The sequence below is a fragment of the Enterococcus sp. NPDC086594 genome (genome assembly GCF_044746145.1).
Taxonomy (GTDB): domain Bacteria; phylum Bacillota; class Bacilli; order Lactobacillales; family Enterococcaceae; genus Enterococcus_D; species Enterococcus_D entomosocium.
The window spans coordinates 1-23,518 of record NZ_JBIVBP010000021.1; the positions used below are offsets into that span (position 1 = coordinate 1).

The 23,518-nt window shown below is 44.4% G+C and carries 19 protein-coding genes, 1 pseudogene and 1 other annotated feature; of the genes and pseudogenes, 2 read left to right on the forward strand and 18 right to left on the reverse strand.

Annotation, left to right across the window (positions count from 1 at the left end):
- Positions 1-222: 222 nt before the first annotated feature.
- The 10 genes and pseudogenes from ACIPK1_RS17190 to ezrA form a co-directional block, all read right to left on the reverse strand.
- Entirely contained in the window at positions 223-423 is a 201-nt protein-coding gene (locus ACIPK1_RS17190) for a cold-shock protein (RefSeq protein WP_005225155.1), read from the reverse strand.
- A 200-nt stretch (positions 424-623) separates the two neighbouring features.
- A pseudogene (radC, locus tag ACIPK1_RS17195) lies at positions 624-1,317 on the reverse strand (DNA repair protein RadC).
- A gap of 82 nt (positions 1,318-1,399) precedes the next feature.
- Positions 1,400-2,074: an HAD family phosphatase gene (locus ACIPK1_RS17200; protein ID WP_016611929.1), complete on the reverse strand. Its 675-nt coding sequence runs from the start codon at positions 2,072-2,074 to the stop codon at positions 1,400-1,402.
- Entirely contained in the window at positions 2,067-3,380 is a 1,314-nt protein-coding gene (locus tag ACIPK1_RS17205; protein WP_016611928.1) for a folylpolyglutamate synthase/dihydrofolate synthase family protein, read from the reverse strand. The genes ACIPK1_RS17200 and ACIPK1_RS17205 overlap by 8 nt, the downstream gene beginning before the upstream one ends.
- A 148-nt stretch (positions 3,381-3,528) precedes the next feature.
- Positions 3,529-6,174: a valine--tRNA ligase gene (locus tag ACIPK1_RS17210; protein ID WP_400451379.1), complete on the reverse strand. Its 2,646-nt coding sequence runs from the start codon at positions 6,172-6,174 to the stop codon at positions 3,529-3,531.
- Between the two features lie 436 nt (positions 6,175-6,610).
- Positions 6,611-6,845: a binding site (T-box leader), on the reverse strand.
- 57 nt (positions 6,846-6,902) lie between these two features.
- Complete coding sequence (gene tpx / locus ACIPK1_RS17215) at positions 6,903-7,394, reverse strand: thiol peroxidase (protein ID WP_400451380.1); 492 nt, start codon at positions 7,392-7,394, stop codon at positions 6,903-6,905.
- 65 nt (positions 7,395-7,459) lie between these two features.
- Positions 7,460-8,113: a redox-sensing transcriptional repressor Rex gene (locus ACIPK1_RS17220; RefSeq protein WP_005237525.1), complete on the reverse strand. Its 654-nt coding sequence runs from the start codon at positions 8,111-8,113 to the stop codon at positions 7,460-7,462.
- A gap of 153 nt (positions 8,114-8,266) precedes the next feature.
- Positions 8,267-9,475: a tRNA uracil 4-sulfurtransferase ThiI gene (gene thiI, locus ACIPK1_RS17225; RefSeq protein WP_400451381.1), complete on the reverse strand. Its 1,209-nt coding sequence runs from the start codon at positions 9,473-9,475 to the stop codon at positions 8,267-8,269.
- Positions 9,476-9,522: 47 nt separating this feature from the next.
- The gene (locus ACIPK1_RS17230; protein WP_035006519.1) at positions 9,523-10,665 is read right to left on the reverse strand and encodes a cysteine desulfurase family protein; all 1,143 of its coding nucleotides are present in this window, start codon (positions 10,663-10,665) and stop codon (positions 9,523-9,525) included.
- 186 nt (positions 10,666-10,851) lie between these two features.
- The gene (gene ezrA, locus ACIPK1_RS17235; protein ID WP_016611694.1) at positions 10,852-12,573 is read right to left on the reverse strand and encodes a septation ring formation regulator EzrA; all 1,722 of its coding nucleotides are present in this window, start codon (positions 12,571-12,573) and stop codon (positions 10,852-10,854) included.
- A gap of 358 nt (positions 12,574-12,931) precedes the next feature.
- On the opposite strand from ezrA, the gene ACIPK1_RS17240 reads away from it, so the two are divergent.
- Positions 12,932-14,281, forward strand: coding sequence for an aspartate kinase (locus tag ACIPK1_RS17240; protein ID WP_005237529.1), 1,350 nt, complete (start codon positions 12,932-12,934; stop codon positions 14,279-14,281).
- Between the two features lie 71 nt (positions 14,282-14,352).
- On the opposite strand, the gene ACIPK1_RS17245 is transcribed toward ACIPK1_RS17240, so the two are convergent.
- The 3 genes from ACIPK1_RS17245 to ACIPK1_RS17255 form a co-directional block, all read right to left on the reverse strand.
- The gene (locus ACIPK1_RS17245; protein WP_035006455.1) at positions 14,353-14,883 is read right to left on the reverse strand and encodes a haloacid dehalogenase; all 531 of its coding nucleotides are present in this window, start codon (positions 14,881-14,883) and stop codon (positions 14,353-14,355) included.
- 104 nt (positions 14,884-14,987) lie between these two features.
- Positions 14,988-15,848 (reverse strand): Cof-type HAD-IIB family hydrolase, encoded by an 861-nt coding sequence (locus tag ACIPK1_RS17250; protein WP_016611697.1) that lies wholly within the window; start codon positions 15,846-15,848, stop codon positions 14,988-14,990.
- 8 nt (positions 15,849-15,856) lie between these two features.
- Complete coding sequence (locus ACIPK1_RS17255; RefSeq protein WP_400451383.1) at positions 15,857-16,687, reverse strand: DUF72 domain-containing protein; 831 nt, start codon at positions 16,685-16,687, stop codon at positions 15,857-15,859.
- Positions 16,688-16,775: 88 nt separating this feature from the next.
- Here ACIPK1_RS17255 and ACIPK1_RS17260 point away from each other — a divergent pair, with 88 nt between their 5' ends.
- Positions 16,776-17,744, forward strand: coding sequence for an asparaginase (locus ACIPK1_RS17260; protein ID WP_005237533.1), 969 nt, complete (start codon positions 16,776-16,778; stop codon positions 17,742-17,744).
- A 50-nt stretch (positions 17,745-17,794) separates the two neighbouring features.
- Here ACIPK1_RS17260 and ACIPK1_RS17265 read toward each other — a convergent pair whose 3' ends face one another.
- From ACIPK1_RS17265 to ACIPK1_RS17285, 5 genes are all read right to left on the reverse strand, one after another.
- Positions 17,795-18,553, reverse strand: a complete 759-nt coding sequence (locus ACIPK1_RS17265) for an acyl-ACP thioesterase domain-containing protein (RefSeq protein WP_005237534.1) — start codon at positions 18,551-18,553, stop codon at positions 17,795-17,797.
- 15 nt (positions 18,554-18,568) lie between these two features.
- Positions 18,569-19,399 carry a fructosamine kinase family protein gene (locus tag ACIPK1_RS17270; protein ID WP_400451385.1) on the reverse strand — a complete coding sequence of 277 codons (831 nt, stop codon included), beginning with the start codon at positions 19,397-19,399 and terminating at the stop codon, positions 18,569-18,571.
- Between the two features lie 16 nt (positions 19,400-19,415).
- Positions 19,416-20,195, reverse strand: coding sequence for a tyrosine-protein phosphatase (locus ACIPK1_RS17275; protein WP_005237536.1), 780 nt, complete (start codon positions 20,193-20,195; stop codon positions 19,416-19,418).
- Between the two features lie 158 nt (positions 20,196-20,353).
- Positions 20,354-21,742, reverse strand: a complete 1,389-nt coding sequence (locus ACIPK1_RS17280; protein ID WP_010747447.1) for an L-cystine transporter — start codon at positions 21,740-21,742, stop codon at positions 20,354-20,356.
- A 344-nt stretch (positions 21,743-22,086) separates the two neighbouring features.
- Positions 22,087-23,415, reverse strand: a complete 1,329-nt coding sequence (locus tag ACIPK1_RS17285; protein WP_400451386.1) for an aminopeptidase C — start codon at positions 23,413-23,415, stop codon at positions 22,087-22,089.
- Positions 23,416-23,518: the final 103 nt, after the last annotated feature.

Consider the following 23,518-nt stretch of genomic DNA (forward strand, 5'->3'; position numbering starts at 1 on the left):
ATCATACTAGAGAACGATATGTTTTTTAATACCTAAAATGAAAATGGGACTGAAGAATCAATTCTGATTCATCAGTCCCATAAATTATAGAGCCGGAGTTCTCAGGTTACTGGGAACTCCCCTTTTTCCTTTCCGTTGCAAAAAGAAAAAAAAGACCATCGAATCGATGGTCTTTTGGGTTTTTGATTTCAAAGTGCTCTTACTGGCAGTTTGTTTGAAAGCTTACGCTTTGTTTACGTTAACTGCTTGAGGTCCACGATCAGAATCTTCCACGTCGAAAGTTACTGCTTGACCTTCTTCTAAAGTTTTGAATCCTTCACCTTGGATCGCTGAAAAGTGTACAAATACGTCTGTACCGTCTTCGCGAGAGATAAAACCAAACCCTTTTTCAGCATTGAACCATTTTACTGTACCTTGTTCCATTATAAAAAAACCTCCTCGTGCATAAGCACTTAATTATGTGTAACATTGCCTTTGTGCGATAGAGGCCTAACGTGCGTTTCAACATCTATTCAGCAAACAAAATTACAATAATATTTTACACTTGCCCGTATTTTTTTGCAAGACAGACGATTAGACAATTCACCTTTATTTTTAATAATGTTCGCAAATTAGCCGTTGTGTCAGCAAATTTCTTGATGCCAGAGGCCTTCTTCTCGCAAACTAACATAGGCATTGTCGCCAATAATTAAATGATCCAGTAGTTCGATCCCCATCACGTCTCCGCACTTGATCAAGCGGCGTGTAAACAGCAGATCTGCCTCTGAGGCTTGAGGACTTCCACTTGGGTGGTTGTGAACGACGATCACTCGTGCGGCACTGTAGCGTACCGCCCAATGAAAAATCTCCCGTGGGTGAGCGATCGACTGATTCAACGATCCGATGAAGATCGTCTTTTTTTGAATGATCTCATTTTTGGTATTCAAATAAATCCCTAGCAAGTGCTCCTGACGAAAGTCTTTTAATTCTTGGATCAGCTGATGAGCGATCGCCATACTGGAGTTGATCTTGCCGTACTTTGGTTGAACAGACCGCTGGATCCGCACACCTAATTCAATCATCGCTTTGATCTCGATGGCTTTGATTTTGTCCGACGCCGCGAATTTCTTGTAATTCATCGATTGTCGCTTCTTTTAATTCATACAATTCTTCAAAACGATTCAAGACACTAGCCGCTAATTCCAAGACATTTAGGGGCCGTGAGCCAGTCCGCAACAAAATTGCCAACAGTTCTTGGTTCGAAAGGGCATCAACCCCATATTGCACTAAGCGCTCTCGTGGAAACGAGCTTTGGGGAATCTCTGTTTCATTGATCATAAAAAAACTCCTTTGCGTCGGTCTAATAAAAGATACGCAAAGGAGAGAGTATTTCATGAATAAGATGCGCAAAAAATCACAGTTAAATCGAAAAAGCCGTTTCTAGAAAATCTGGGACATCCTCTAGTGAAGGCAAGACTTTCAAGACTTTTTCTTCAATGATGGTCGTCGGCGCGATCAAATCGGGAATCATAATGACTGAGATCCCAGCCCCATGAGCAGCATGAATACCGTTAGCCGAATCCTCAAGGATCACCAATTCTTCTTTTGGTACCGCCAGTAATGCATGAGCTTTTTCAAAAATCTCAGGATCTGGTTTTGCCCGTGTGACATCATCAAAGCAGACAATCTTAGGAAATTCCGCCGTTAAGTCTGCTGCTTCCAGCAAGGTGTCGATCACTTTGCGCTGGTTACTAGACGCCAACACTCGGGGAATCTTTTTCTCATCAAGATAATGCAATAACTCGTGGATCCCCGGCTTCAATTCAGCCTCCCCCCGTTGGAACATTTCCAACGTTTGCTGAAAAGCCGCTTGAATAAATTCTTCAATCATCTGATGACCAAAGGCTTCATCGAATCTCTCATGATAAGCTGCCCAGACTTCTTCATCCGAAACACCTACATAGGCTAGGTATAACTCTTTTGTATAGGGAATACCCATTTGATCAGCCACGATTTGAGTCGCTTGGTAATAAAGCAGCTCCGTGTCAAAAATCAAGCCGTCCATATCGAAAATCACACCACGTAACTTAGCCATTTCTTCCTCCTATTGCCAATAACAATTCACGAACTTCTGAAACAAAATACAAGGATCCTGTCACCAGCAGCAAATCTTCATTGGTCATTTTTTCTAATAATTCTGCCAAGCCAAACTGCCATAAAGAAACGGTTGAGATTCGTTTTTCATCAAGTTCCTGATAGCCGTCTGCCAAATGCAGTGCTTTGGGAAAATCGAAGGTCGTTAAATAAATCTCGGCTTGGGGAATCGATAGCAATTGCTGAAGCATCTCATTGACGTTTTTGGTTTCAAGCGCTGAAAACAGTACATGGATGCGATATTCGCTGAACTCTTCTTTCATCGTATCTACTAAACGAGCCATGGCGTGTACGTTATGGGCACCATCGATAATCACTAGTGGCTCACTACTGATTCGTTCCATCCGGGCGGGCCAATAGGCTTTTCGCAAGCCATTGCGAATCTCTTTGGCTGAAAAGGGCAGTTGCCGCAGGTCGCAATACAGGCTGTATAATTGGATCGCAACACCGGCATTTTCTGGTTGATGGCGGCCTAACATCGGTGTTTTCAAGCCTTTGATTTTGCCATGCTCATTTTCAAAATCAAATAATTCGCCCCATTCTTCATCGGGACGACGATAGGTCACACGGTACTCTTGCCCTGCATGATAAGCAGGTGCCTGTGCTTCTGTAGCTTTCAAATCGATCACCGAAAGCGCACTTTCAACGATATTGCCAGTAACAAGGGGTGTTTGCGGCTTGATGATCCCTGCCTTATGGGCAGCGATCGCTTCAATGGTATCCCCTAAGACATCCATGTGATCCATGCCGATCGTCGTGATCGCGGTCAAAATAGGAGAAATAACGTTGGTACTATCTAAGAGTCCCCCTAAGCCAACTTCAATAATCGCAACATCGACCTTTTTTTCTTCAAAATAGCCTAATGCCATAGCGGTAATGATCTCGAACTGGGTAATGCCCGTCAACGTTTCATCGCGATCAATTTCAGCAACCAGCGGCTGGATTTTTTCCACCCAAGCGACCAAGTCCTCATCTGATATAAATTGTCCGTTGATTTCAATTCGTTCATTGAACGCTTCAATGTGTGGGGAAGTAAAGGTCCCCACTTGCTGCCCAGCTTCTTCTAAAAGACTGCGCAAATAACTGACGGTCGATCCTTTGCCATTCGTACCGGCGATATGGATCATGGTCACCTTTTTTTCAGGATTACCCATCCGTTTTAATAATGCTTCGACACGCATCAATCCAGGTCTTTGCCCAAATGTCAAACGCGAATGGATCCACGCTGTTGCTTCTTCGCTTGTCATCTCGCTCACCTCGCTCCTATTTTAACAAAAAATGAACGGCTTTCCCAATTTCTTTCCTTTAAACGAGAAAATTGTTCGCCCTGTTTCTATTGAATAAGCAAAAACAAGCATCTCCGAAAGATGCTTGTTTGCGTGTGATGTGCTCATCCTATTGGATTGTGCGTAATTGTTCGATCCGTTCTTGAACGGCTTTTTGTTTTTCAAGATAATCGGCTTCTTTGCTGCGTTCTTGTGCCACGACTTCCTCAGGCGCATTGGCAACGAAGCGTTCGTTCGCCAGTTTGCCTTGTACCCGTTGAACTTCTTGGGTGAACTTCGCTAGTTCTTTCTCCAAACGCGCGATTTCTTCTTCAATGTTGATCAACCCAGCTAGTGGCAAGTAGATCGTCGCACCTGATAGGATGGCAGACATCGCCAATTCAGGGGCTTGCAAGCTGTTAGTGATTTCTAGTTCTTCTGGATTACAGAAGCGTTCGATATAGTTTTTGTTAGCGATCAAGAATTCTTCGATCTCAGGCTCATTTGCTTGGATCAGCAAAGTGATTGGTTTCGAAAGTGGTGTATTTACTTCTGCTCGGATGTTTCGAACCGAACGAATCAATTCTTTCAACACTTCCATCCCTTGCGCCGCTTTTTCATCCGTCCATTCTGGAGCCACTTGTGGATACTCAGCAACGACTAATGATTCCCCTGTATGCGGCAGCTTGCTCCAGATTTCTTCTGTAACAAATGGCATGATTGGGTGCAACAAGCGTAAAATTTGATCAAGAACATGGACTAAGATGCTCTTGTTAACTTGTTTCGCTGCTTCATTGTCACCATATAACGTTTCTTTCGACATTTCAATGTACCAGTCACAGAAATCATCCCAGATAAAGTTGTATAATTGACGACCTGCTTCACCAAATTCGAAGCGTTCAAAAAGGTCAGTGACTTTTTCAATCGTTTCATTCAAGCGCGTCAAGATCCAACGATCCGCCACTGATTTTTCACCAGAAAAATCAATGTCTTCTGCAGTCATTTCGCTGACATTCATTAAGACAAAACGGGAAGCATTCCAAATTTTATTGATGAAGTTCCAAGCAGCATCCATTTTCTCATAGCTGAAACGCACGTCTTGTCCCGGTGCAGAGCCATTTGATAAGAACCAACGCAATGCATCAGCACCGTATTGTTCAATGACTTCCATCGGATCGATCCCGTTTCCAAGAGACTTACTCATTTTGCGACCTTGTTCATCACGGATCAATCCATGGATCAAGACATTTTCAAATGGTCGTTTGCCAGTAAATTCCAAGCTTTGGAAAATCATACGGCTTACCCAAAATGCGATAATGTCATAGCCAGTCACTAATGTATTCGTTGGGAAGTAGCGTTGGAAATCTTCATTGTTTTCATCTGGCCACCCCATCGTTGAAAACGGCCATAAAGCAGAACTAAACCATGTATCCAATACGTCTGGATCTTGCTGCCAATTTTCGGCATCTGCTGGCGCTTCAAGTCCTACATACATTTCCCCCGTTTCTTTGTGGTACCAAGCTGGGATTTGATGGCCCCACCACAACTGACGAGAGATAACCCAGTCATGGACATTTTCCATCCAACGTAAGAATGTTTGGTTGAAACGTGGCGGATAAAAGTCCACCGCATCGTCGGTTTCTTGGTTGTCGATGGCTTGTTTTGCTAATGGTTCCATTTTTACGAACCATTGTGTCGATAAACGAGGTTCGACTACTACGCCTGTCCGTTCTGAGTGACCTACGCTATGGACCATTTTTTCGATTTTGATCAGACGACCTAACGCTTCTAAATCTTTCACGATTTGCTTGCGAGCAGCAAAACGATCCATGCCTGCATAGGTACCTGCTAAGTCATTCATTGTTCCGTCATCATTCATGACATTGACCCGTGGTAGGTCATGGCGGTTACCGACCTCGAAGTCATTCGGGTCATGGGCAGGAGTGATTTTTACGACCCCTGTTCCAAATTCTTGGTCCACGTACTCATCAGCGATGATTGGGATCTCTTTATTGACCAAAGGCAAGATCACTTTCTTACCAATCAATGCTTGATAGCGTTCATCTTCTGGATGAACCGCGACTGCTGTATCCCCCAACATCGTTTCTGGGCGAGTCGTTGCGATCTCCACCACGCCGCTGCCATCCGCTAATTCGTAAGACATGTGGTAAAAAGCACCTTCGATGTCTTTGTGGATCACTTCAATATCAGATAATGCCGTGCGGGCTTGCGGATCCCAGTTGATGATGTACTCGCCACGATAGATCAAGCCTTTTTCATATAGCGTCACGAAAACTTTACGAACCGCTTCGGATAATCCATCATCTAATGTGAACCGTTCACGGCTATAGTCTAGGGATAAGCCTAGTTTCGCCCATTGTTCCCGAATGTGACCGGCATATTCTTCTTTCCAATCCCATACTTGTTCAACAAATTTTTCCCGACCAAGGTCATAGCGAGAAATTCCTTGTTCCCGCAGCTTTTCTTCTACTTTGGCTTGGGTAGCGATCCCGGCATGGTCCATTCCTGGCAGCCATAAGGTGTCATACCCTTGCATCCGTTTTTGACGAATGATGATGTCTTGTAACGTGGTATCCCAGGCATGACCTAAGTGCAATTTTCCTGTTACGTTTGGTGGTGGAATCACGATAGAATAAGGTTTTGCTTCTTTGTTGCCGCTTGGTTTAAAACGGTCATGCTCTAACCAATCTTGGTAACGCCCGGCTTCTACTTCTTGGGGATTGTACTTGGTGGATAGATTCTCAGTTTCTGTCATAGTTGGTCCTCCTAAAGTTACGTTTCTTAAACGTAATGGTTGGTGTGGTTTTTTGGTGCCTGTTGCTGGGTAAAGCGCGAAAATGTTTGAATCGTTCAGGATGAGTGCAGTGGTAGAGATGATTATCCGTTGTTTGTTGACGCCTCGTTTGTTGTTCGTAAAAAGTACGTTTCTTACAGAGGTCATGGCTCACTTCCGTGATCCTCTATTGTGTCTTAGGGCCTTTGGCAACCGATCTAGCTCGCTTCGTGAACCAATTTTGGTGACTTCGCGTACTGTTCATCATCTGCTCTGTCCACTTTGTGGGCCAATCATAGTGATTCCTAGTATGGTTACTACGCTCCCTATGGTCGCCTAGTACTGTTCATCATCTGCTCTGTCCCTCTTTGTGGGCCACTCGCAGTGATTCACAGCAAAAAGCGCCCTAATGCCGAGGCATTAGGGCGCTGATACGCGGTACCACCTAAATTGCAGATTGCTCTGCCACTTTGACGTGAGGTAACGTTCACGACGCGCTTGATCTTACTGTGCGGCTTTATCTGCAAGAAACAAACCGTGGTTCGGATCAAAGACCTTCAAGCTACCTTTTCAGTGTCTGGGGAAGTCTTGCACCGACCGACTTCTCTCTGACCGCCAGGGTCACTGATACTCCTCTTGAACATTGTCTTGCTATCATAGATTCTTGTTTCATCTTGCTACATTCTACAATGAACTTTTTTGAAAGTCAATCAGAGGTTTGCTTTCGCCGCATCAATGGCTGCTTGATAATCCGGTTCGTGGGAGATCTCAGGCACGATCTCAACATGTTGAATCACGCCTTCACGGTCTAAAACGAAAATTGCTCGGGCAAAATGACCGAAGTCTGGGATCATGATTTGATAGGCCTCACCGAAGGTATTCGCCGGATCATGAAGCATGATCATGTCGACGCCTTCTTGGCCGCACCATTGTGCTTGTTCTTCTTTTGTATTGTTAGAGATCGTTACAAAATTTATATCATCCAATTGACTTTCTTCTTGGTTGAAACGCTTGGTCTGCAACGCACAGACACGTGTCACGATATCGGGAACCACGCTGATGATCGTTGGTTTTCCTAAAAAATCAGTCAGTGTATATTCCTTGTCCTCTAAACTTTTCAAGCGAAAATCAGCTGCTTTATCCCCTACTTTTGGTTGGTTGCCGGGCATCTCATAAACCGTTTCTTTGCGTGTAACTTGCATATCATCTCTCCTATAGCATTTTCTCCCAGTATAAGAAAGATTGTCAAAAAACGAAAAGGATTTGCTCAGACTTTCGATTTTTGCGAGTAGGTCGTATCAAAAAAAATCAATGTTTGCAATTCTGTCGTCAAATCAATGTATTGGATATTGACATCTTTTGGCACGATGACGGGATCAGGGGCAAAATTCAGGATTGCTGTGATCCCAGCATCCACGATCGCATCGATCGCCATTTGTGAATAGCGGCTAGGAACAGTCGAAATCGCTACGGTGATCCCTTTTTCTGCTACGACTTCCGCCAATTGGTCCATTCCATAGACATAACGTCCACTAATGGTCTGGCCAATCATTTCTGGATCATTGTCAAAAACCGCGATGACGGAAAGATTTTCATTTCTGCGAAAATTGTTGTTAGCTAACGCTTTTCCTAAATTTCCATAACCAATCAAGGCGATTTTTTTCTCCTCATTGGTTTCTAAAATATAGCTCAAAACCTCAATCAAATAAGGAACATCATAGCCATACCCACTTCTACCCAATTCTCCTAGATGAGAAAAATCCCGGCGGATCGTGGCTGAAGGAACTTGCGTGATTTCTGCAAACTCTTTTGATTTGATTCGCTGAATACCTGAGGCATCCAGTAATTTTAAGTGTCGTAAATAAGCTGGCAAACGTTTTGCCGTTGCTTTCGGAAGTTTTTTATCTCTTAATGCTTCCATCCTGTCCACCCTCCTTGTTAAATGATTCACATATTGAGTGTAGCATGTTCCATTTTCAATAGCAAGAAAATATTCACAAACTCTCTCACACGATGAAAAACGACCACAAATGTTCCATAACAGTTGTGGTCGTAGTTTAAAAAAGAAACTTTATTATAAGAATTCAGCGAATTCGGTTGCTATTTTTTCTTGATTTGCCATGATTACTTCTAGTTTCAACCCAGCCATCGCACGTTCCATCATCCCTTCGATATCGAGACGCTCTTCATATTGATGTACTTTATCCAGTCTTGGGCGTGTCTTTGGTTGAGGGGGGGCAAAGATTGTGCAGCAATCCTCAAAGGGCTGAACCGATAACTCAAAGGTATCAATGGCTTCGGCAACTTCAATGATCTCCAATTTGTCCATCGTTGCCACTGGGCGCACGATTGGCGTATTGGTTACTTCATTGATGGCGACCATGCTATGCAAAGTTTGTGAAGCGACTTGTCCTAATGATTCACCATTTAAGATAATCAAGCCATGACGAGCCTCACGAATCGCATCTGTCAAACGCAGCATCATCCGACGGGTGATGGTCATCCAATAGCCTTGCGGCACACGGTTTTTGATTTCTTCTTGGATTTCCGTAAACGGAACTTCGATAAATTGGATGCTTCCCACATAAGGAGCAAGCTTCTTCGTTAGATCTTTGGCTTTTTGTAATGCTTGTTCACTCGTATAAGGAGGACTTGCAAAATGGACTGCTTCGATCTCAACACCGCGTTTCATGGCAAAGTAGCCTGCAACTGGCGAATCGATACCACCAGAAAGCATCAACATTCCCTTACCGCTGGTGCCAACGGGTAAGCCGGCTGCTCCTTGGATCGTTTCATAGGACAGATAGGCGCCATCGATCCGTATTTCCACCCGCAGATTGATGTCTGGTTTTTTCATTTGGACTTTGATATCAGGAAAACGGTCGATCACCGCATTACCTAAGGTCAAATTCAACTGGTTGCTATCTTGCACAAACGAGTGATCGCTGCGCTTAGCTGTGATTTTGAAGGTCTCAACACCGGTGTAGATCTCTGCCATAACGTCTTGAACGGCTTTCTTCAATACCTCAATGTCTTTTTCAACCCGAATACTAGGGGAAAAGTTTTGAATCCCAAAGACTTTTTGCAGCTTAGGAATGATCTCTTGGCTGTTTTCACCGTTCAATAGCAAGTGCATGCGATCTCGCTCGGCATGAACTTTGACATGGGGATAATCGGCTAAGGTACGTTTGACGTTTGAGGCTAATTGCATAATAAAACTACGACGATTTTTGCCCTTTGTTGACAGTTCGCCGTAACGAACCATGATTTCTGAATAATTCACGAGAAAACTCCTTTGATTTGGATTGATTTTATAGTGCTATGTCGTGCTTAATTAATTTTCGAAAATTTTTGGTACAACTGGTGGAAGACGATTAGAAACTGCTCGACTTCTGCCATCGTATTGCTCTCATCTAAACTGATACGAACAGCGGATGTCGCTAACTGTTCCGGAACGTGCATCGCATGAAGCGTACTGCTGGCCATCTTTTTACGAGAGGAACAAGCGCTCGTCGTCGAAAGATAGATCTGCTTTTCTTCAAAGGCATGGACTAAGACTTCTCCTCTGATCCCTTTTAATGAGAAACAAAGTATATGTGGCGCAAACCCTTCAGTGCCAGAAAAAAGCGTGACTTTCTCATAGCCAGCCAGTGCTTCTTGCAAATAGCCTTTTAATAATTGAACATGGTTCGGCTTTTCAGCCTTGTGTTCCGTCGCTAAACGCAGGGCTTTTGCCATGGCAACGATTGCTGGTACATTTTCGGTACCGCTGCGCTGGTTTTGCTCTTGCCCACCGCCAGTCATCAATGGCGCCAACTTACGACCTTGTTTCCAATAGATAAATCCGGCGCCACGAGGTCCGTGAAATTTATGTGCAGAGAACACGGCAAAATCGACTCGCTCATTGAACCATTGCTCTTGCGGGACCTTTGTGATGGCTTGGACAGCATCTACATGGAAATGGATCGTTGGGTAGTCCGCCAACACGGTTGCGATCTCATGGATCGGTTGAATCGATCCTACCTCATTATTGACCGCCATCACCGAAACCAAAATCGTTTCTTTGCGAATCATGTTTGCTAATTCTGACACGTTGACAAAGCCTTGCGCATCGACAGGTGCCACACTGACCTCAAACCCTAACTCGGCTAATTGAGCGGCTGTTTCACTGACGGCTGGGTGTTCAATACTGGAAATAATCAGGTGATTCCCATAGGCTTTTTTCGCTAAAGCAGTCCCTTTGATGACCCAGTTGTCTCCTTCGGTCCCCCCACTGGTAAATGCGATTTCTTTGGAAGAAACGTTTAACAGATCGGCGATCTGCTGACGTGATTGCTGTAGCAGGCGATTGGCTTGATTTCCTAAATCATGCAGGCTTGAGGGATTGCCGATGATTCGCTGACTGACTTGGACATATGTATTTAAAGCTTGTGGATAAATAGCGGTTGTTGCACTGTTGTCAAAATAGATCAATGATAGGACCCTTTCTCTAAAAAAATTCTTTCCCATTATAACTGCTCTTGGGCTGAGTTTCAAGGTGACTCGCTGGCTTTGGCTTTATTTAAAGGAAACTTTCCCTTCCTTCGTAAGCGTTAATCATGCAGCGAGCCATTCTTTCCATGAAAAAAGCCAGTCAGTTTTTCACTGCTGGCTTTCGTATTATACTAAGTCGCGGTTATTGAAGTAGAAGTTTTCGATCCTTTTGAAGGCACCTGGTTCTACTCGTTCCAACGCTGTGCCGATTTCATCTAGCGCATCTTGATAGCGATATTCTTTACTGAACAAGTAAAGTGATTTGTCGATCGCTGCCTTGATATCTGGATGAGAATGACGATAACGGTTGGCATATTGCATCATTTGCTCAGTCAATGCCGCAGCATCCACCAAGTCTTTCGTTTGTTCATCTAAAAGATCAAGATCTTCTTCACAGACAGAAACCAATTTATTGATTTCTTGCATGTTGATGCGAATCTTGTTCAATTCTTTGCCTAGTTCTTCCACCCGATCTGTTGCCACGAAGAAGAATTCTAAGTACTCACCTGGCAAACCAGGTAAGCGTTGCTTCTCAACAAACCGCTTCAAGTTGCGTAGACGGAATTCGAAGCTTTCCACTTTTTCTTGCGCAACTTTTTCACCACGACGTAATTCCGCAAGGGAATCATCGATTTCGACTTGCTGGCTTTCCACATCATCCAAAATCTTGTAGGCATCTTTGTAGAAGCTTTGCACTTCTGAATAAGGAATTTCGTGCTTTTCTAATTGTGGTAGGTACTCGTTATTGCGACGAGCCAATTCGTCGACTTCCGTTTGGAAACCACGGACGCGACCTAATTCATTATGATTCAATGTATAGCTTTGTGCCGTATGATCCAACTCGATCAACAACTGACGGTTGTTCTTCGTTGCGTGGTCAATATAGTCTTCAATGATTTGGCGATTTTTCATGACATATTTCTTGGCATTGATCTCACGTTCCATCACCGTATACAAGGCATCGATATCACTTGCAGTATCACGACTTGCCACTTCAACGGAAGCGACTTCTGTTTTCGCTAGATCGTTCATGGAGTTTTCAACTCGTTTTTTCACACGGTTGATTTCTTCTTGGAAGTTTGCTTCTGGGAACACATATTTTTGTTCTAATAATTTTTTGTAGCCATCTTGGATTTCTTTCAACTGATCTGGGAAGGTACGGTTTAATTCTTCGTAGGCCGCTGGGATCCGTTTCATTAAGTCTTCTACTTCATAGGTGTGTTTTTCTGCTTGGTCTAACACTTCCCGTGCTTCCACAGGATCGCCTGAAGTATTTAAGGTAACAAATTGGGTGAACTCAATTTCAATGTTTTTGATTTGTTTTTGCAGCTCATTGTAAGCAGGACCGAATTCTTCGCCTTGATCCCGTAGCTTCTTCTTCAAGTCTTCGTAAACGTCCAACGCTTTTTGGACTTCCAGTGAATTTCGTTCTTCACTTTCTCGTAATTCTTTCAAGCCGGCGCGAATCTCTTCTACTTGGCGTTCCATCTCATCCATGGTCGCTTCCGCTTGAACAATCGCCCCTTTTGCTTTGAAAAAGCGGATGCGTTCGTTTAGTTCTTCCACTTCAAAGATTTGACTCTCAAGTTCAGCAAAAGATTTTGTGGAGATATCTGTCCATTGTTGGTTCCACTCACGGAAGGTGTTTTGACTTTGACCAACCAAGTGCATTCTTTTTACTTCATCGACTTCTTCGATCACCGGTAAGTCAAACAGATTTTCTTTGCGTTTTTCCAAGTCATTTAGCTTTTCTTGGTTTTTCTTCCGCATGAAAAAGCCAATTGCATACAAGACCGCTGCGATGATGATGATGGCAATGACAATTCCAAAGATGATATTAGTTCCCATTTTGTGGTTCCTCCAATTTTCAAATATACATGTTTCGTCTAAAATCTGCTGATCAGCAGATTGATTGATAAGTTCGTTGAGTATAAAAAGGACAGACAGTCCCTTTATAAAAAAGCATCTACGCTAGATTATAGCATAAAGAAAAAAATCAAGCATTAGATTGAGGCAAAAAAGATCGACTTTTTTCGCATTGAATAAAATCATTCACGGCTTTTCCATCGATAATGAAAACAAATCGTGAAATTTACATCAACAAGTGACTTTTTTTCTGATTTTTCCGATTTTTTTCAAGAAACCGCTTGATTTCTCCCTATTGAAACTGTACTCTAGTAAAAAGCTTGAACAGGAGTAATGTCAAATGAAAGTAGCGAAATTCGGAGGCAGTTCCCTTGCCTCAGCCGAACAAGTCGAAAAAGTTGTTGCGATAATTGAAAGTGATCCTAAAAGACGGTTTGTTGTTGTCTCAGCGCCTGGTAAGCGTTCCAGTGACGATCAGAAAGTCACCGATCTTTTACTAGCAGTCTGTACCCGTCTGTGTGCCCAAGAAGAAATTACTGATTTAATAGAAGAAATCTATGCCCGCTATACAGCGATCGCCGCCCCCTTTGGTATCGAACAAGTCCATTTAGACCGCATCTGGCAATCATTGGCGGCTTTTCAAACACTGCCTACTCAAGACAATCCGCATCTTTATGATACGGTCTTGGCAAGCGGCGAAGACAACAATGCCAAATTGATCGCTGGGATTTTACAAAGCCGTGGGTTAGCTGCTCGCTACATGAATCCGCAAGAACTTGGGTTGCTAGTGACGGATGAACCCCAAAACGCCCGTATCTTGAACAAGTCGTATGCCAAGATCGCACAATGGCGCGATAGTCCTGAAATCTTAGTGATTCCTGGCTTCTTTGGTTACACAGAAGCCGGCGAAATCTGTACCTTCTCTCGAGGGGGATCTGATATTTCTGGTGCCATCGTGGCGGCTGGTCTGCAAGTAGAATTGTACGAAAACTTTACCGATGTCGATGGGATTTTTTCTGCTCATCCAGGCTACGTTCATCATCCAGAGTCCATCAAAGAAGTGACTTACCGAGAAATGCGGGAGCTATCTTATGCCGGCTTTACTGTTTTGCACGATGAGGCGTTGATGCCTTCATACCATGCGAAAATTCCCGTGGTGATCAAAAACACCAATAACCCAAGTCATCCCGGCACCTTGATCACCAACCAAAGAGACAATTTGGATCAGCCGGTGATCGGCGTTGCCAGTGACGAAGGCTTTTGTATGATCTATATCCGCAAATACTTGATGAACCGCGAAGTTGGGTTCACGTTACGGGTCTTAGAGATTTTCCGGGAATTTGATTTAAATTATGAACACATGCCTTCAGGAATCGATGATATCTCGATCATTATGCGCTCCAACCAGTTGAATCCAGTATTGGAAGAAGAACTGCTGCGCAAGATCGCCTACGAGATCGATCCCGATGAACTGCGAATGACCCACGATCTATCCATGGTCGTCGTCGTTGGTGAAGGGATGCGTCAAAGAGTCGGGATCACTGCCGACAGTACCGCTGCCCTTGCGCGAAAAAATATCAACTTAGAGATGATCAACCAGGGGTCCTCTGAGGTCAGCATCATGTTCGGCATCCACAAAGAACAAGAAAAAGCCGCTGTCAGAACCCTTTACTACACTTTCTTTGATTAAACCAAACGTGCCAGTTGCACCACTCCTTTTGCTGATAAGCAATCGGAACGGGCAACTGGCACGTTTCTTTATTATTCTGACGATTCTTGGGCTTGCGCTTGTTTTTGTGCCAATTGGCGTTTGATTTCTGCCTTGATTCGCGGTTCAGGAGCAAACCGTTCTTCCCAATCGCTAGGCTTCATGACTTTGTGGGTCTCAGGATCATAATGGGGCTGCCCATCTGGAAAAAGTTTCCCCATGTTGGCGTCATGAACGATAGCCAGGATCGGCGCTGGATCGACCCCTACCAGTGAAAAAGAGCCATAGGTAAAATACAGCAGATCACAGAGCGCATCGACTTGTTCTACTAGGGAATCACTGACAGGCTGTTGTTTGGCAGCCAGCTTGGCTTGGGCTTGATCGATTGCTTGATGCAAATGCTCCAGGCCTGATTGGAAGGTCTCTTCGTCATTGTTGCTGGCAGCATAAAGGAACTCAACTAATTCTTCAATTTTAAAACCAGCACGAAACTGGGCTTTTTCCGCTGAAAAAGCTTGTGGATATGGCGGTCGTGTTGGATCAAAGGTTTTATGAAACTCTTCCGTCATTTCAAATGGACTCATTTCTCTCGCTTCTTTCTGCTTTTTCTAATGGTTCTGTTTCATGGTTCTGCGCTGTCTCATACGTTGCTTCATGGATTGGCTACACCTTGTTTATTTTTTTTAATTCAATCCCTTGCTTGGGCATCCTCGGCAATGATCCCAAAATGGATCAAGGCTTTCTTGATGCCGTCATGATCGTTGGTGTCCGTCACAAAGTCAGCACTGGCTTTGGTGATGGGCTGGGCATTGCCCATCGCAACCCCGATCCCCACACCTTCTAACATTTCCACATCATTAAAATGATCCCCAAAGGCCATCGCTTCTTCCATCGCGATCCCTTCATAGGCCAAAAATTCTTTGATCCCTTTGATTTTCGAACCGTTTTTCGGCACGATATCAACAGAATAGGCATTGGATCGCTTAAAATCACATTGCGGCAGCTTGGAGCGTAATTTTTCGCGCTCTGATTCAGGGCTCAGCATAATGCACTGATAGATTGGCTCTCGTAAAATGTCCAATGATTCATAACGTTTGGCGTTGCGATTGGGACTGAAGCGTTGCAAGACTTTCTTTAAAAAGCCGACGGGAAATTTTTTCGGTACATAGCGCAAATAGCGCTGCATGACGGGTGATTGGCTTAAACGGATCGTCAAGCTGCCAGCCACTTGCGTTTCTCCGCCAAACATGACTTGACGATAATTTTCATCGGCGTATTCTACGATCGCTTCCAGCGTTTGTTTTGGAAAAGGTTTGGCATAAATCAAGGTTTCCTTCGTGTAAACATATTGGCCGTTATAGGTGATAAACATGTCTAACGACAAGTAATCGATCACCTTCTCTAAATCAACCGGACCACGTCCGGTGGCAATGCCGCAGAGGACGCCATTGGCTTGGGCTTGTTTGATGGCTTCACGAGTACTGGCAAGCGCCTTGCCGTTACTGGCAATCAGTGTGCCATCAATATCAAAAAAGATTGCTTTTATCATATGACTCCTCAAAATAATTTCAACTGATTAGGATTTAATGCTTCGTAATCGATCTGCAGCGCATCGATCAATGCACGAGCATTGTCAGCGGCATCACGACCGGCATTATTATTGAAGACCACTGCGACTTCTTTGGCATTGGCTTCGATGGCTTGAATCGCTTGTTTTAACTCCGTTAGTTCGGCTTGGTCATAGCGATACAAGGTCCGCAGATTTTTGGCATCTGGCCCCGTCGCTGTCCAGCCGCTGTCGTTGCGTCCATGAAAACGGCACAGGACAAACGCAGGATTGGTCACGGTTGGATCAAGGGGAATCGTGGTCGATAGCTTTTTCGGCTGATCAACGATTACTAAGGAAAACTGTTTTCGCTTCATATAATCGATCATTCCCGGATACAGTTTCGGCTGATACCAGCTGCTGTCTCTCAGCTCAATCGCCACTGGGTAACCCGCAAACCATTCTCGCACTTGATCTAAATAGGCGACATTTTCTTTCGTACATTTAAAGCTGTTGGGAAACTGGGCTAGTAGGCAAAACAGTTTGCCCGCTTCTACCATTGGCGCGATCGCTTCTTTATAAAGCTGCAGCGCTTCGGTCATGGTCAACTGATCTGGCAAATCCCCTTGGGTGGTCACACTTTGATGGACTTTCAACACAAAGCGGAAATTTTCGGGAATCTGGGTCAACCAATTGCGCACGTCTTTTTCTTTTGGCAAAAAATGATAGGTGGTATCCAGCTCAACTAACGGAAAATAACGGGCATACTCAAATAATTTCGAGTTTTTTCTTTGCACGAGACTGCCATGTTCACTAAATGTGGTACAACCAATTCGAATCATTTTTTCCCATCGCTCCTTGTTTTCTTATTTTAATAGTATACAATAGTTTTGAGTTAAGAGTAAATAAATCATTGCAGGTGATGAAAAAATGAAACGAATTCTCGTGTTGCACACTGGCGGCACCATCGCCATGAAAGAAGATACCCTGACAGGCGGCGTCAGCCCCGATGTCAGCAATCCGCTGATGGATGCACCGATCCACATTGATGACGATGTTGAATTGATCGTCGAAGACATTTTTAATATTCCTAGTCCTCATATGACGCCAAAAGAAATGCTGCAGCTGAAAGAACGTATCCAGCTGGCGCATTTAAGCGGTGTCGATGGGGTCGTGATCACTCACGGAACCGATACGCTGGAAGAAACGGCCTTCTTTTTAGATACTACGATCGGCGGTCAGTTACCGATCGTGGTGACTGGTGCCATGCGCTCAAGTAATGAAATCGGCAGTGACGGGCTTTATAACTTTGAAAGTGCGATTCGGGTCGCCAAGTCCCCTGATGCCATAGGAAAAGGTGTCTTAGTCGTCATGAACGATGAGATCCATTCCGCACGTTATGTTACGAAAACCCACACCACCAATATTGCGACGTTCCGCACCCCGACATTAGGTCCGATCGGCTTAGTCACAAAGCACCGAATCTTGTTTATGCAAGAGCTGTTAAATAACCGCCATTTGGATGTTGATCGTGTCGATGGTTTGTTTCCGATCGTCAAAGCCTATGCTGGGATGACCGGGGAATTGTTCGATGCTTTAGCCGACTCGCTGATCGATGGACTAGTGATCGAAGCTTTAGGCGCTGGCAATCTGCCGCCTCAAACCATTGAGCCTTTGAAAAAACTGATCGCTAGAAACATTCCGGTCGTCTTAGTTTCTCGCTGCTTCAACGGAGTTGCCGAGCCGGTCTATGACTACTTAGGCGGCGGGATCGAATTGCAAGCTCTTGGGGTGATTTTCTGCAATAGCATCAATAGCCAAAAAGCCCGCATCAAATTGTTGATAGCGAAAAACCGTGGGTTGACCATGGATGAGCTTCCTGATTTCATGGAGAATTGACCAAACAAAAACCCTTTTGCCATTCCGTTAACGGAGGCAAAAGGGTTGTTTTATTTTTCTCGCCAAGTAAAGATGGCTTCGCAGTAAGTATCCTCACCGATCTTGATCTCGTGGATCGTTTGCAGCGGCACAGCCTCGCCGGCTTCATCGACTGTCTTTTCATTGATTTGAAAATGGCTTTCGATCAAATGGCCGTAAGCAACTTCCCGATCAAAGCGGATCGTCACTTGTGTCACTTCATGTTTTGTTAAAAACTCATAGCCTAAGACGTCCATCAGCCAATTGAAATACATGGCGTTGTTGACATGCTGATTGCTATCGATATCGTAGAAACGCACCCGATACGGCAAAAATTGTCCTTGTGTGATAGGGGTGATCTTCGGATAGCGTTTGATTCGCTTAATTTTTTCACTGCCAAAAGGCACCACGATCTCATCCGGAACACTGCTGACTTTGCGCGTCTCCGGGTCCATCAACGCAAAAACCGCTTCGATTTTGACCAATTCCGTTCCGTCTTCTGCCAATAACCAAAAGTAACGGTAGCAGAAAAACTTATTGTATTCTCTCGCCTGGGTCGCCACTTGGATCTGCTCCCCTACGCGCGGCAAACGAGTTACCGTTATATGATAGCTGGTAATGATCCAGGTCAAGCCATAACTAGCGATGACTTCCGGTCCGCGGTTTAACGCCGCACTTTGTTCTTCTGATGTCTTGATGGCAATGCCTAGCATGGCTGGAAACGTCATCGTTTGGTTGACATCACATTCATAATACGCCACTTCATGCGTGGTTTGATACTTTGCTGCCATAGTTCTAATTGCCTCCTAAAAACGACTCAATATTTCATCGACAGTTGGTCCATAACTTTCGCCAAATTGATTCAAATGGACCAATAAATAATACAATTGATACACTGGCAGTCGCTCTTTCCAATTCTCATCTAATGGATAGACTTCTTGATAGCCTTCCAAAAATTCCTGACGAAAACCGCCGAAAAGCTGGGACATCGCAATATCCATTTCTCGATCCCCATAGGCGACTGCCGGATCAAGAAACACTGGTTCTCCTTGTTGATCGAACAGCACATTCCCCCGCCAAAAATCACCGTGTAATAAAGCAGGTGTGACGCTGCGATCACGCCAATTCTCATGCAAAAATTCTTTCAAACGCAGATAAGCGGCTTCCCGTTTGGCATGCCAGTGATTACCCAGCTTCGCTAATTCGACTTGCACATCCAAACGGCAGACTGTGTAAAAATCAAGCCAATCGGTGATTTTCGGATTGACTTGCGGCAAAAAGCCGATGTAATTGTCTTCGTAAAAACCAAAAGACTCCTGCGTCTGCTGATGAAGCCGAGCCAAGCATTGGCCTAAGCGCCGCTGCTGTCCTTCCCCACTATCGATCCATTCCATCAATAAAAATGCCCCCTCTTCGGTCTGACCGAGGCGTTCGATTTTTGGCACCCGCACGAAAGGGGCTAATTCAGCTAAGCCGTTGATTTCTGCTTGAAAGAACACCGATGAAACATGAGGATGGGTCTTTAAAAAATAGCGATTTTCTGCTGTCGTGAAACGATACGTTTGATTGACATCCCCACCACTGATGGGCGTTAGCGAGCCGGTCATCCCGATTGCTGCGAACAATGCTTCCTCCATACGGATCTCCCTTTCTTTACTCAGTCAGTTGGGCAGTCAAGTACGCTTGTTCCTCTTTCGTCACCCCTAGTCCTTGCAGAAGATACTGATCGACCGAACCGAAATGCTGATCGATTGCAGCCAAACTTTCCTCAAGAAAACTCTCTTTGGCACTCATCAAAACCGTGATCGCCGTTAACAGCTCTTGCGGCAAATGCTGGGTCATTGGGGCAAATTTTTCTTTTAGCATTGGGGCTAGATAGCGATTGGTCGCTAAATAATCTTCTTTGATCGTCGCTGGTGCCACCGCCAACACATGCAGCAATAAAAAGGCGCCAAAGCCTGTGCGATCTTTGCCGGCGGTACAGTGGAACAAGGTTGCTCCTTCGCCTTCCGCATTGTCGATCACATGATCAAAGAACTGCCGATATTGTTGGCGGGCATAGTCGCTTTCAACAAAGTGACGGTAGACTTTTTTCATCTGCTCTTCGGCATCTTCCCCATCTTCCAAGCGCTGCTTCAAGCTTTCTGGCGACAAGGAAACCATCGTTTCGTCTTCTTTGAAAATAGGTAAAAAAAGCTGCTTTGCTGTGGCGATCGGTCGATCAGGCTGTGCATTGGCTTCAGCGATGGAGCGAAAATCAATGACCTGATTGACCCCATAGTTTGCCAGTACTGCTTGATCTGAAGCAGTCAATTCATTGATCGCCGCACTGCGGATCAATTTTTTTCGTTTGATCGTCGTGCCGTTTGTCGTTTGATAGCCGCCAAGTTCTCTGACGTTTGCTGCTCGTTCTAGTTGAATCAATTGTGTCATTGCTTATCCCTCCCGCGATGTTCTAGTTAAAAGTATAGCAGAAACTTCGCTATTAAGGGCACTGAAACCTAGATTTTTCTATGAGGTGAGCTTTAACGGACAAAAAAAAGAAAGACCACACGCAGTCTTTCTTTGCTTTCGCTTGTAAAAAAATGTTTCTATTCGGCTTCGATCACGGCGGCAGAATCATCTAAGATCGAACGATCCAGTTCGTTGATACGGCTGCTGGTCACCATTCCCGCAACCATACTGTCGCTGACATTAACGAGTGTCCGTGCCATATCGATCAATGGTTCAACAGAAATAACTAAGCCTACGATGGCGATCGGCAAGTTCATTGAGCCTAAGACGATCAATGAAGCAAAGGTTGCGCCACCGCCGACACCAGCAACGCCGAATGAGCTGATCGTAACTACTGCAACTAGCAGCAGGATAAACTGCCAATCAAAGACATTGATCCCAACCGTTGGTGCAACGATCGTTGCCAACATCGCTGGATAAACACCCGCACAGCCGTTTTGACCAATCGATAACCCAAAGCTGCCTGCAAAGTTAGCCGTGGCTTCATCAACACCTAACGCTTTGGTTTGGGTTTCGATGTTCAATGGCAAGGCACCGGCACTTGAACGAGAAGTAAAGGCGAAGCTCAAGACTGGAAAAGCCTTTTTGAAATACGTTACTGGATTGACCCGTACAGCGATCAGCAATAATGAATGAACGAGTAAGACCAAAATCAAAGCGGCATAAGAAGCGATGATAAATTTCCCTAAGTTCAAGATGGCTTCAAAATCACTTGAAGCTAATACGTTAGTCATCAATGCCAAAACCCCATAAGGTGTCAGGCGCAAAACTAACGTGACGATACGCATCACGATTTTATATAAGCTGTCCATCAAATTCGCAAAAGTTTCCGCTTCTTTCGGTGATTTGCGTTTGACACCAAGAAAGGCAATCCCAACAAAGGCTGAGAAAATCACGACACCGATCGTACTTGTCGAACGAGTACCAGCAAAGTCGGCGAAGACATTACTTGGGATGAAAGAAACGATTTGTTGTGGGATCGATAGATCTTGGACTTGTGTCGAACGTTCCGCTAATTCTGCGATCCGCGCTGTTTCCGTTGCTCCTTCGGTAAAGCTGGCACCGTCAAGACCAAAGACCATGACCATCACGATCCCGATCAAGGCAGCGATCGCCGTTGTCCCTAGCAAAGTCGCAAGAACCGTAAAACTGATCTTCTTGATTTTTTCGCTTTCTTTCATCTTGGTGAAAGCACCAACGATCGAAACGAAGATCAAGGGCATGATCAGCATTTGCAAGAGGGCCACATAGCCGCTACCGACCATCGTGATCCAGTCAAGAGCTTGCGTGACAACATCAGAGCCTGTCCCAAAAATCAGCTGTAGCACACCACCAAAAACGATCCCGACGAACAACGCCGCAAAGACCCGCGTTGAAAACTTCACGTGACGCTTTTGCAATAAGTAGAACCCATAAATAAGGGCAGCAAAAAGTAGAACAACAATAATAGTTAACAGATTTGTCATTTGAATCCTCCTTTTGTTCAATAAACATGACAAAGTCTGTCAGAGGAAGTAAAGGTTCCCAGTGACCATTCTTCAACAGTTCACTCTAATGAGACGTGTGGCATCATTAGTGACTATTCCATTTTAAAGAAGTTTGCTTCATCTTACAATAAATAAGTTCCCACTTTTCTGGGATGGTACCGCTTTTTTGTCAGTAAATAAAAAAAAACCGTTGCCACACTCCCATGCTGCTAGGATTTCTGCTTTCCTAACGGTTGGATTGCGGCAACTGGTTCGTTATTTTTTCATTTCGTCTTTTTGAAAAATTTCAGAAAATATTCAGGCAATCATTAGAAATTGCTGACTTACGCCAAAGCGCCCATTGGATCCCAAGGTGCTAAGACCGTTGGTTCTGCTTCAAAGGCAGCCAATTGTTCTGCTGTCAGGAATTCTTTGCGAACCACGATTTGATAGGTGTATTCATCCATCCATGCATCGCTCATGACGAAGAAGCCATTCGTTCCGACTTTTTCACCCCAGCTGTTTTCGACTTTCCATTTGGTTGATTCGCCGTCGATCAAGTCAACGCCAGTCAAGACCATCGCATGGGTCATTAAGCTTTCGCCAAAATCTAAGCGTTCTGCTTTCGTCATCGTAAAGTCGATATCAAATAAGTCGTTGATATCATAGGCATCTAATGCCATGATCCCAGTATCTCTGGTAGAAGATTGACCGACATCACAACCGAACCACACGGACTCCCCTTGTTCCAATTGAGCGATCGCTAATTTTTTGAAGGTCGGCATATCGACGTTCAAGTATTTGACTTCTTTGCCGCCAACCACGTTGCCTAGCATTTCTACGGTATACGATTGATTGTAAGGTTTGTCGACAGTTGGTGCGTTGATGATACTGACATAATCGTCAAGATCCACCCCGACATATTTTTCATAAAAGCTTTGTGGTGTTAAGTTGCGATCAATGTGATAGTTTTTGTCTTCATCGCGGTATTCAAAATCAAAGGTTTCTGGCGGTGTGCCTAAAGAAGTCGCTAAGAAACGATAAATGTCTTCCAACATCGCTTCTTTGGCTGTTTGGATGTCTTCAGCTGTTTTGCCTTCAGCCACTAGCTGACGCAAAGCAACCGCATCTTTACGCAGTTTTTTGTTCAAGTAATTGTTTAGGTCACGAGAATTGGAAGAGTTGCTGCTTTCTGGCATGACCGTTTTTGGTACGACACCATATTTTTGGAAAATCGAAACGATCATGTCCCATTGCCCACCATCTTGTTGTGGTGTTTGCAATAAGAAAGCAACTTTGCGACTTGTTAAAGGTTCGTTAGCAGTTGCTAAAATATTTTCATAGAAATAGTTGGCTTTTTCGTATTTGTCCCAAAAGAAGGTATGGTTTTGCGACAATTCAAATTCTTTTAAATTGAAATCATTCAGCATCTTATGACGGAATGTATTCAATGCGGCAAACATCCAGCAGCGGCCTGATTGTTTTTGGTTTGAGACTTTCCCTGTTGTCACATCGACTGAGAAAACCGGCACATTGTTGACTTTTGCTGACACGTTTTCTGCAGAAGCGGTGATCCCATTTTTCACAACACTCCGTTGCAGTGCCGTTTGTTTATTATTTTCTTGATACGCTTGCGCAAAGGCAGCGGTGGTCTTTTTTGAAATTTCTGACATATTTCTTCATCCTTTCACTTTCCGTTCCTTCCATTTTACGCCTCTGCCTCTCAAATAACAACCGCTCCTAGAAAAATGAAAAAATCATCTTTCTAAGAGCGGT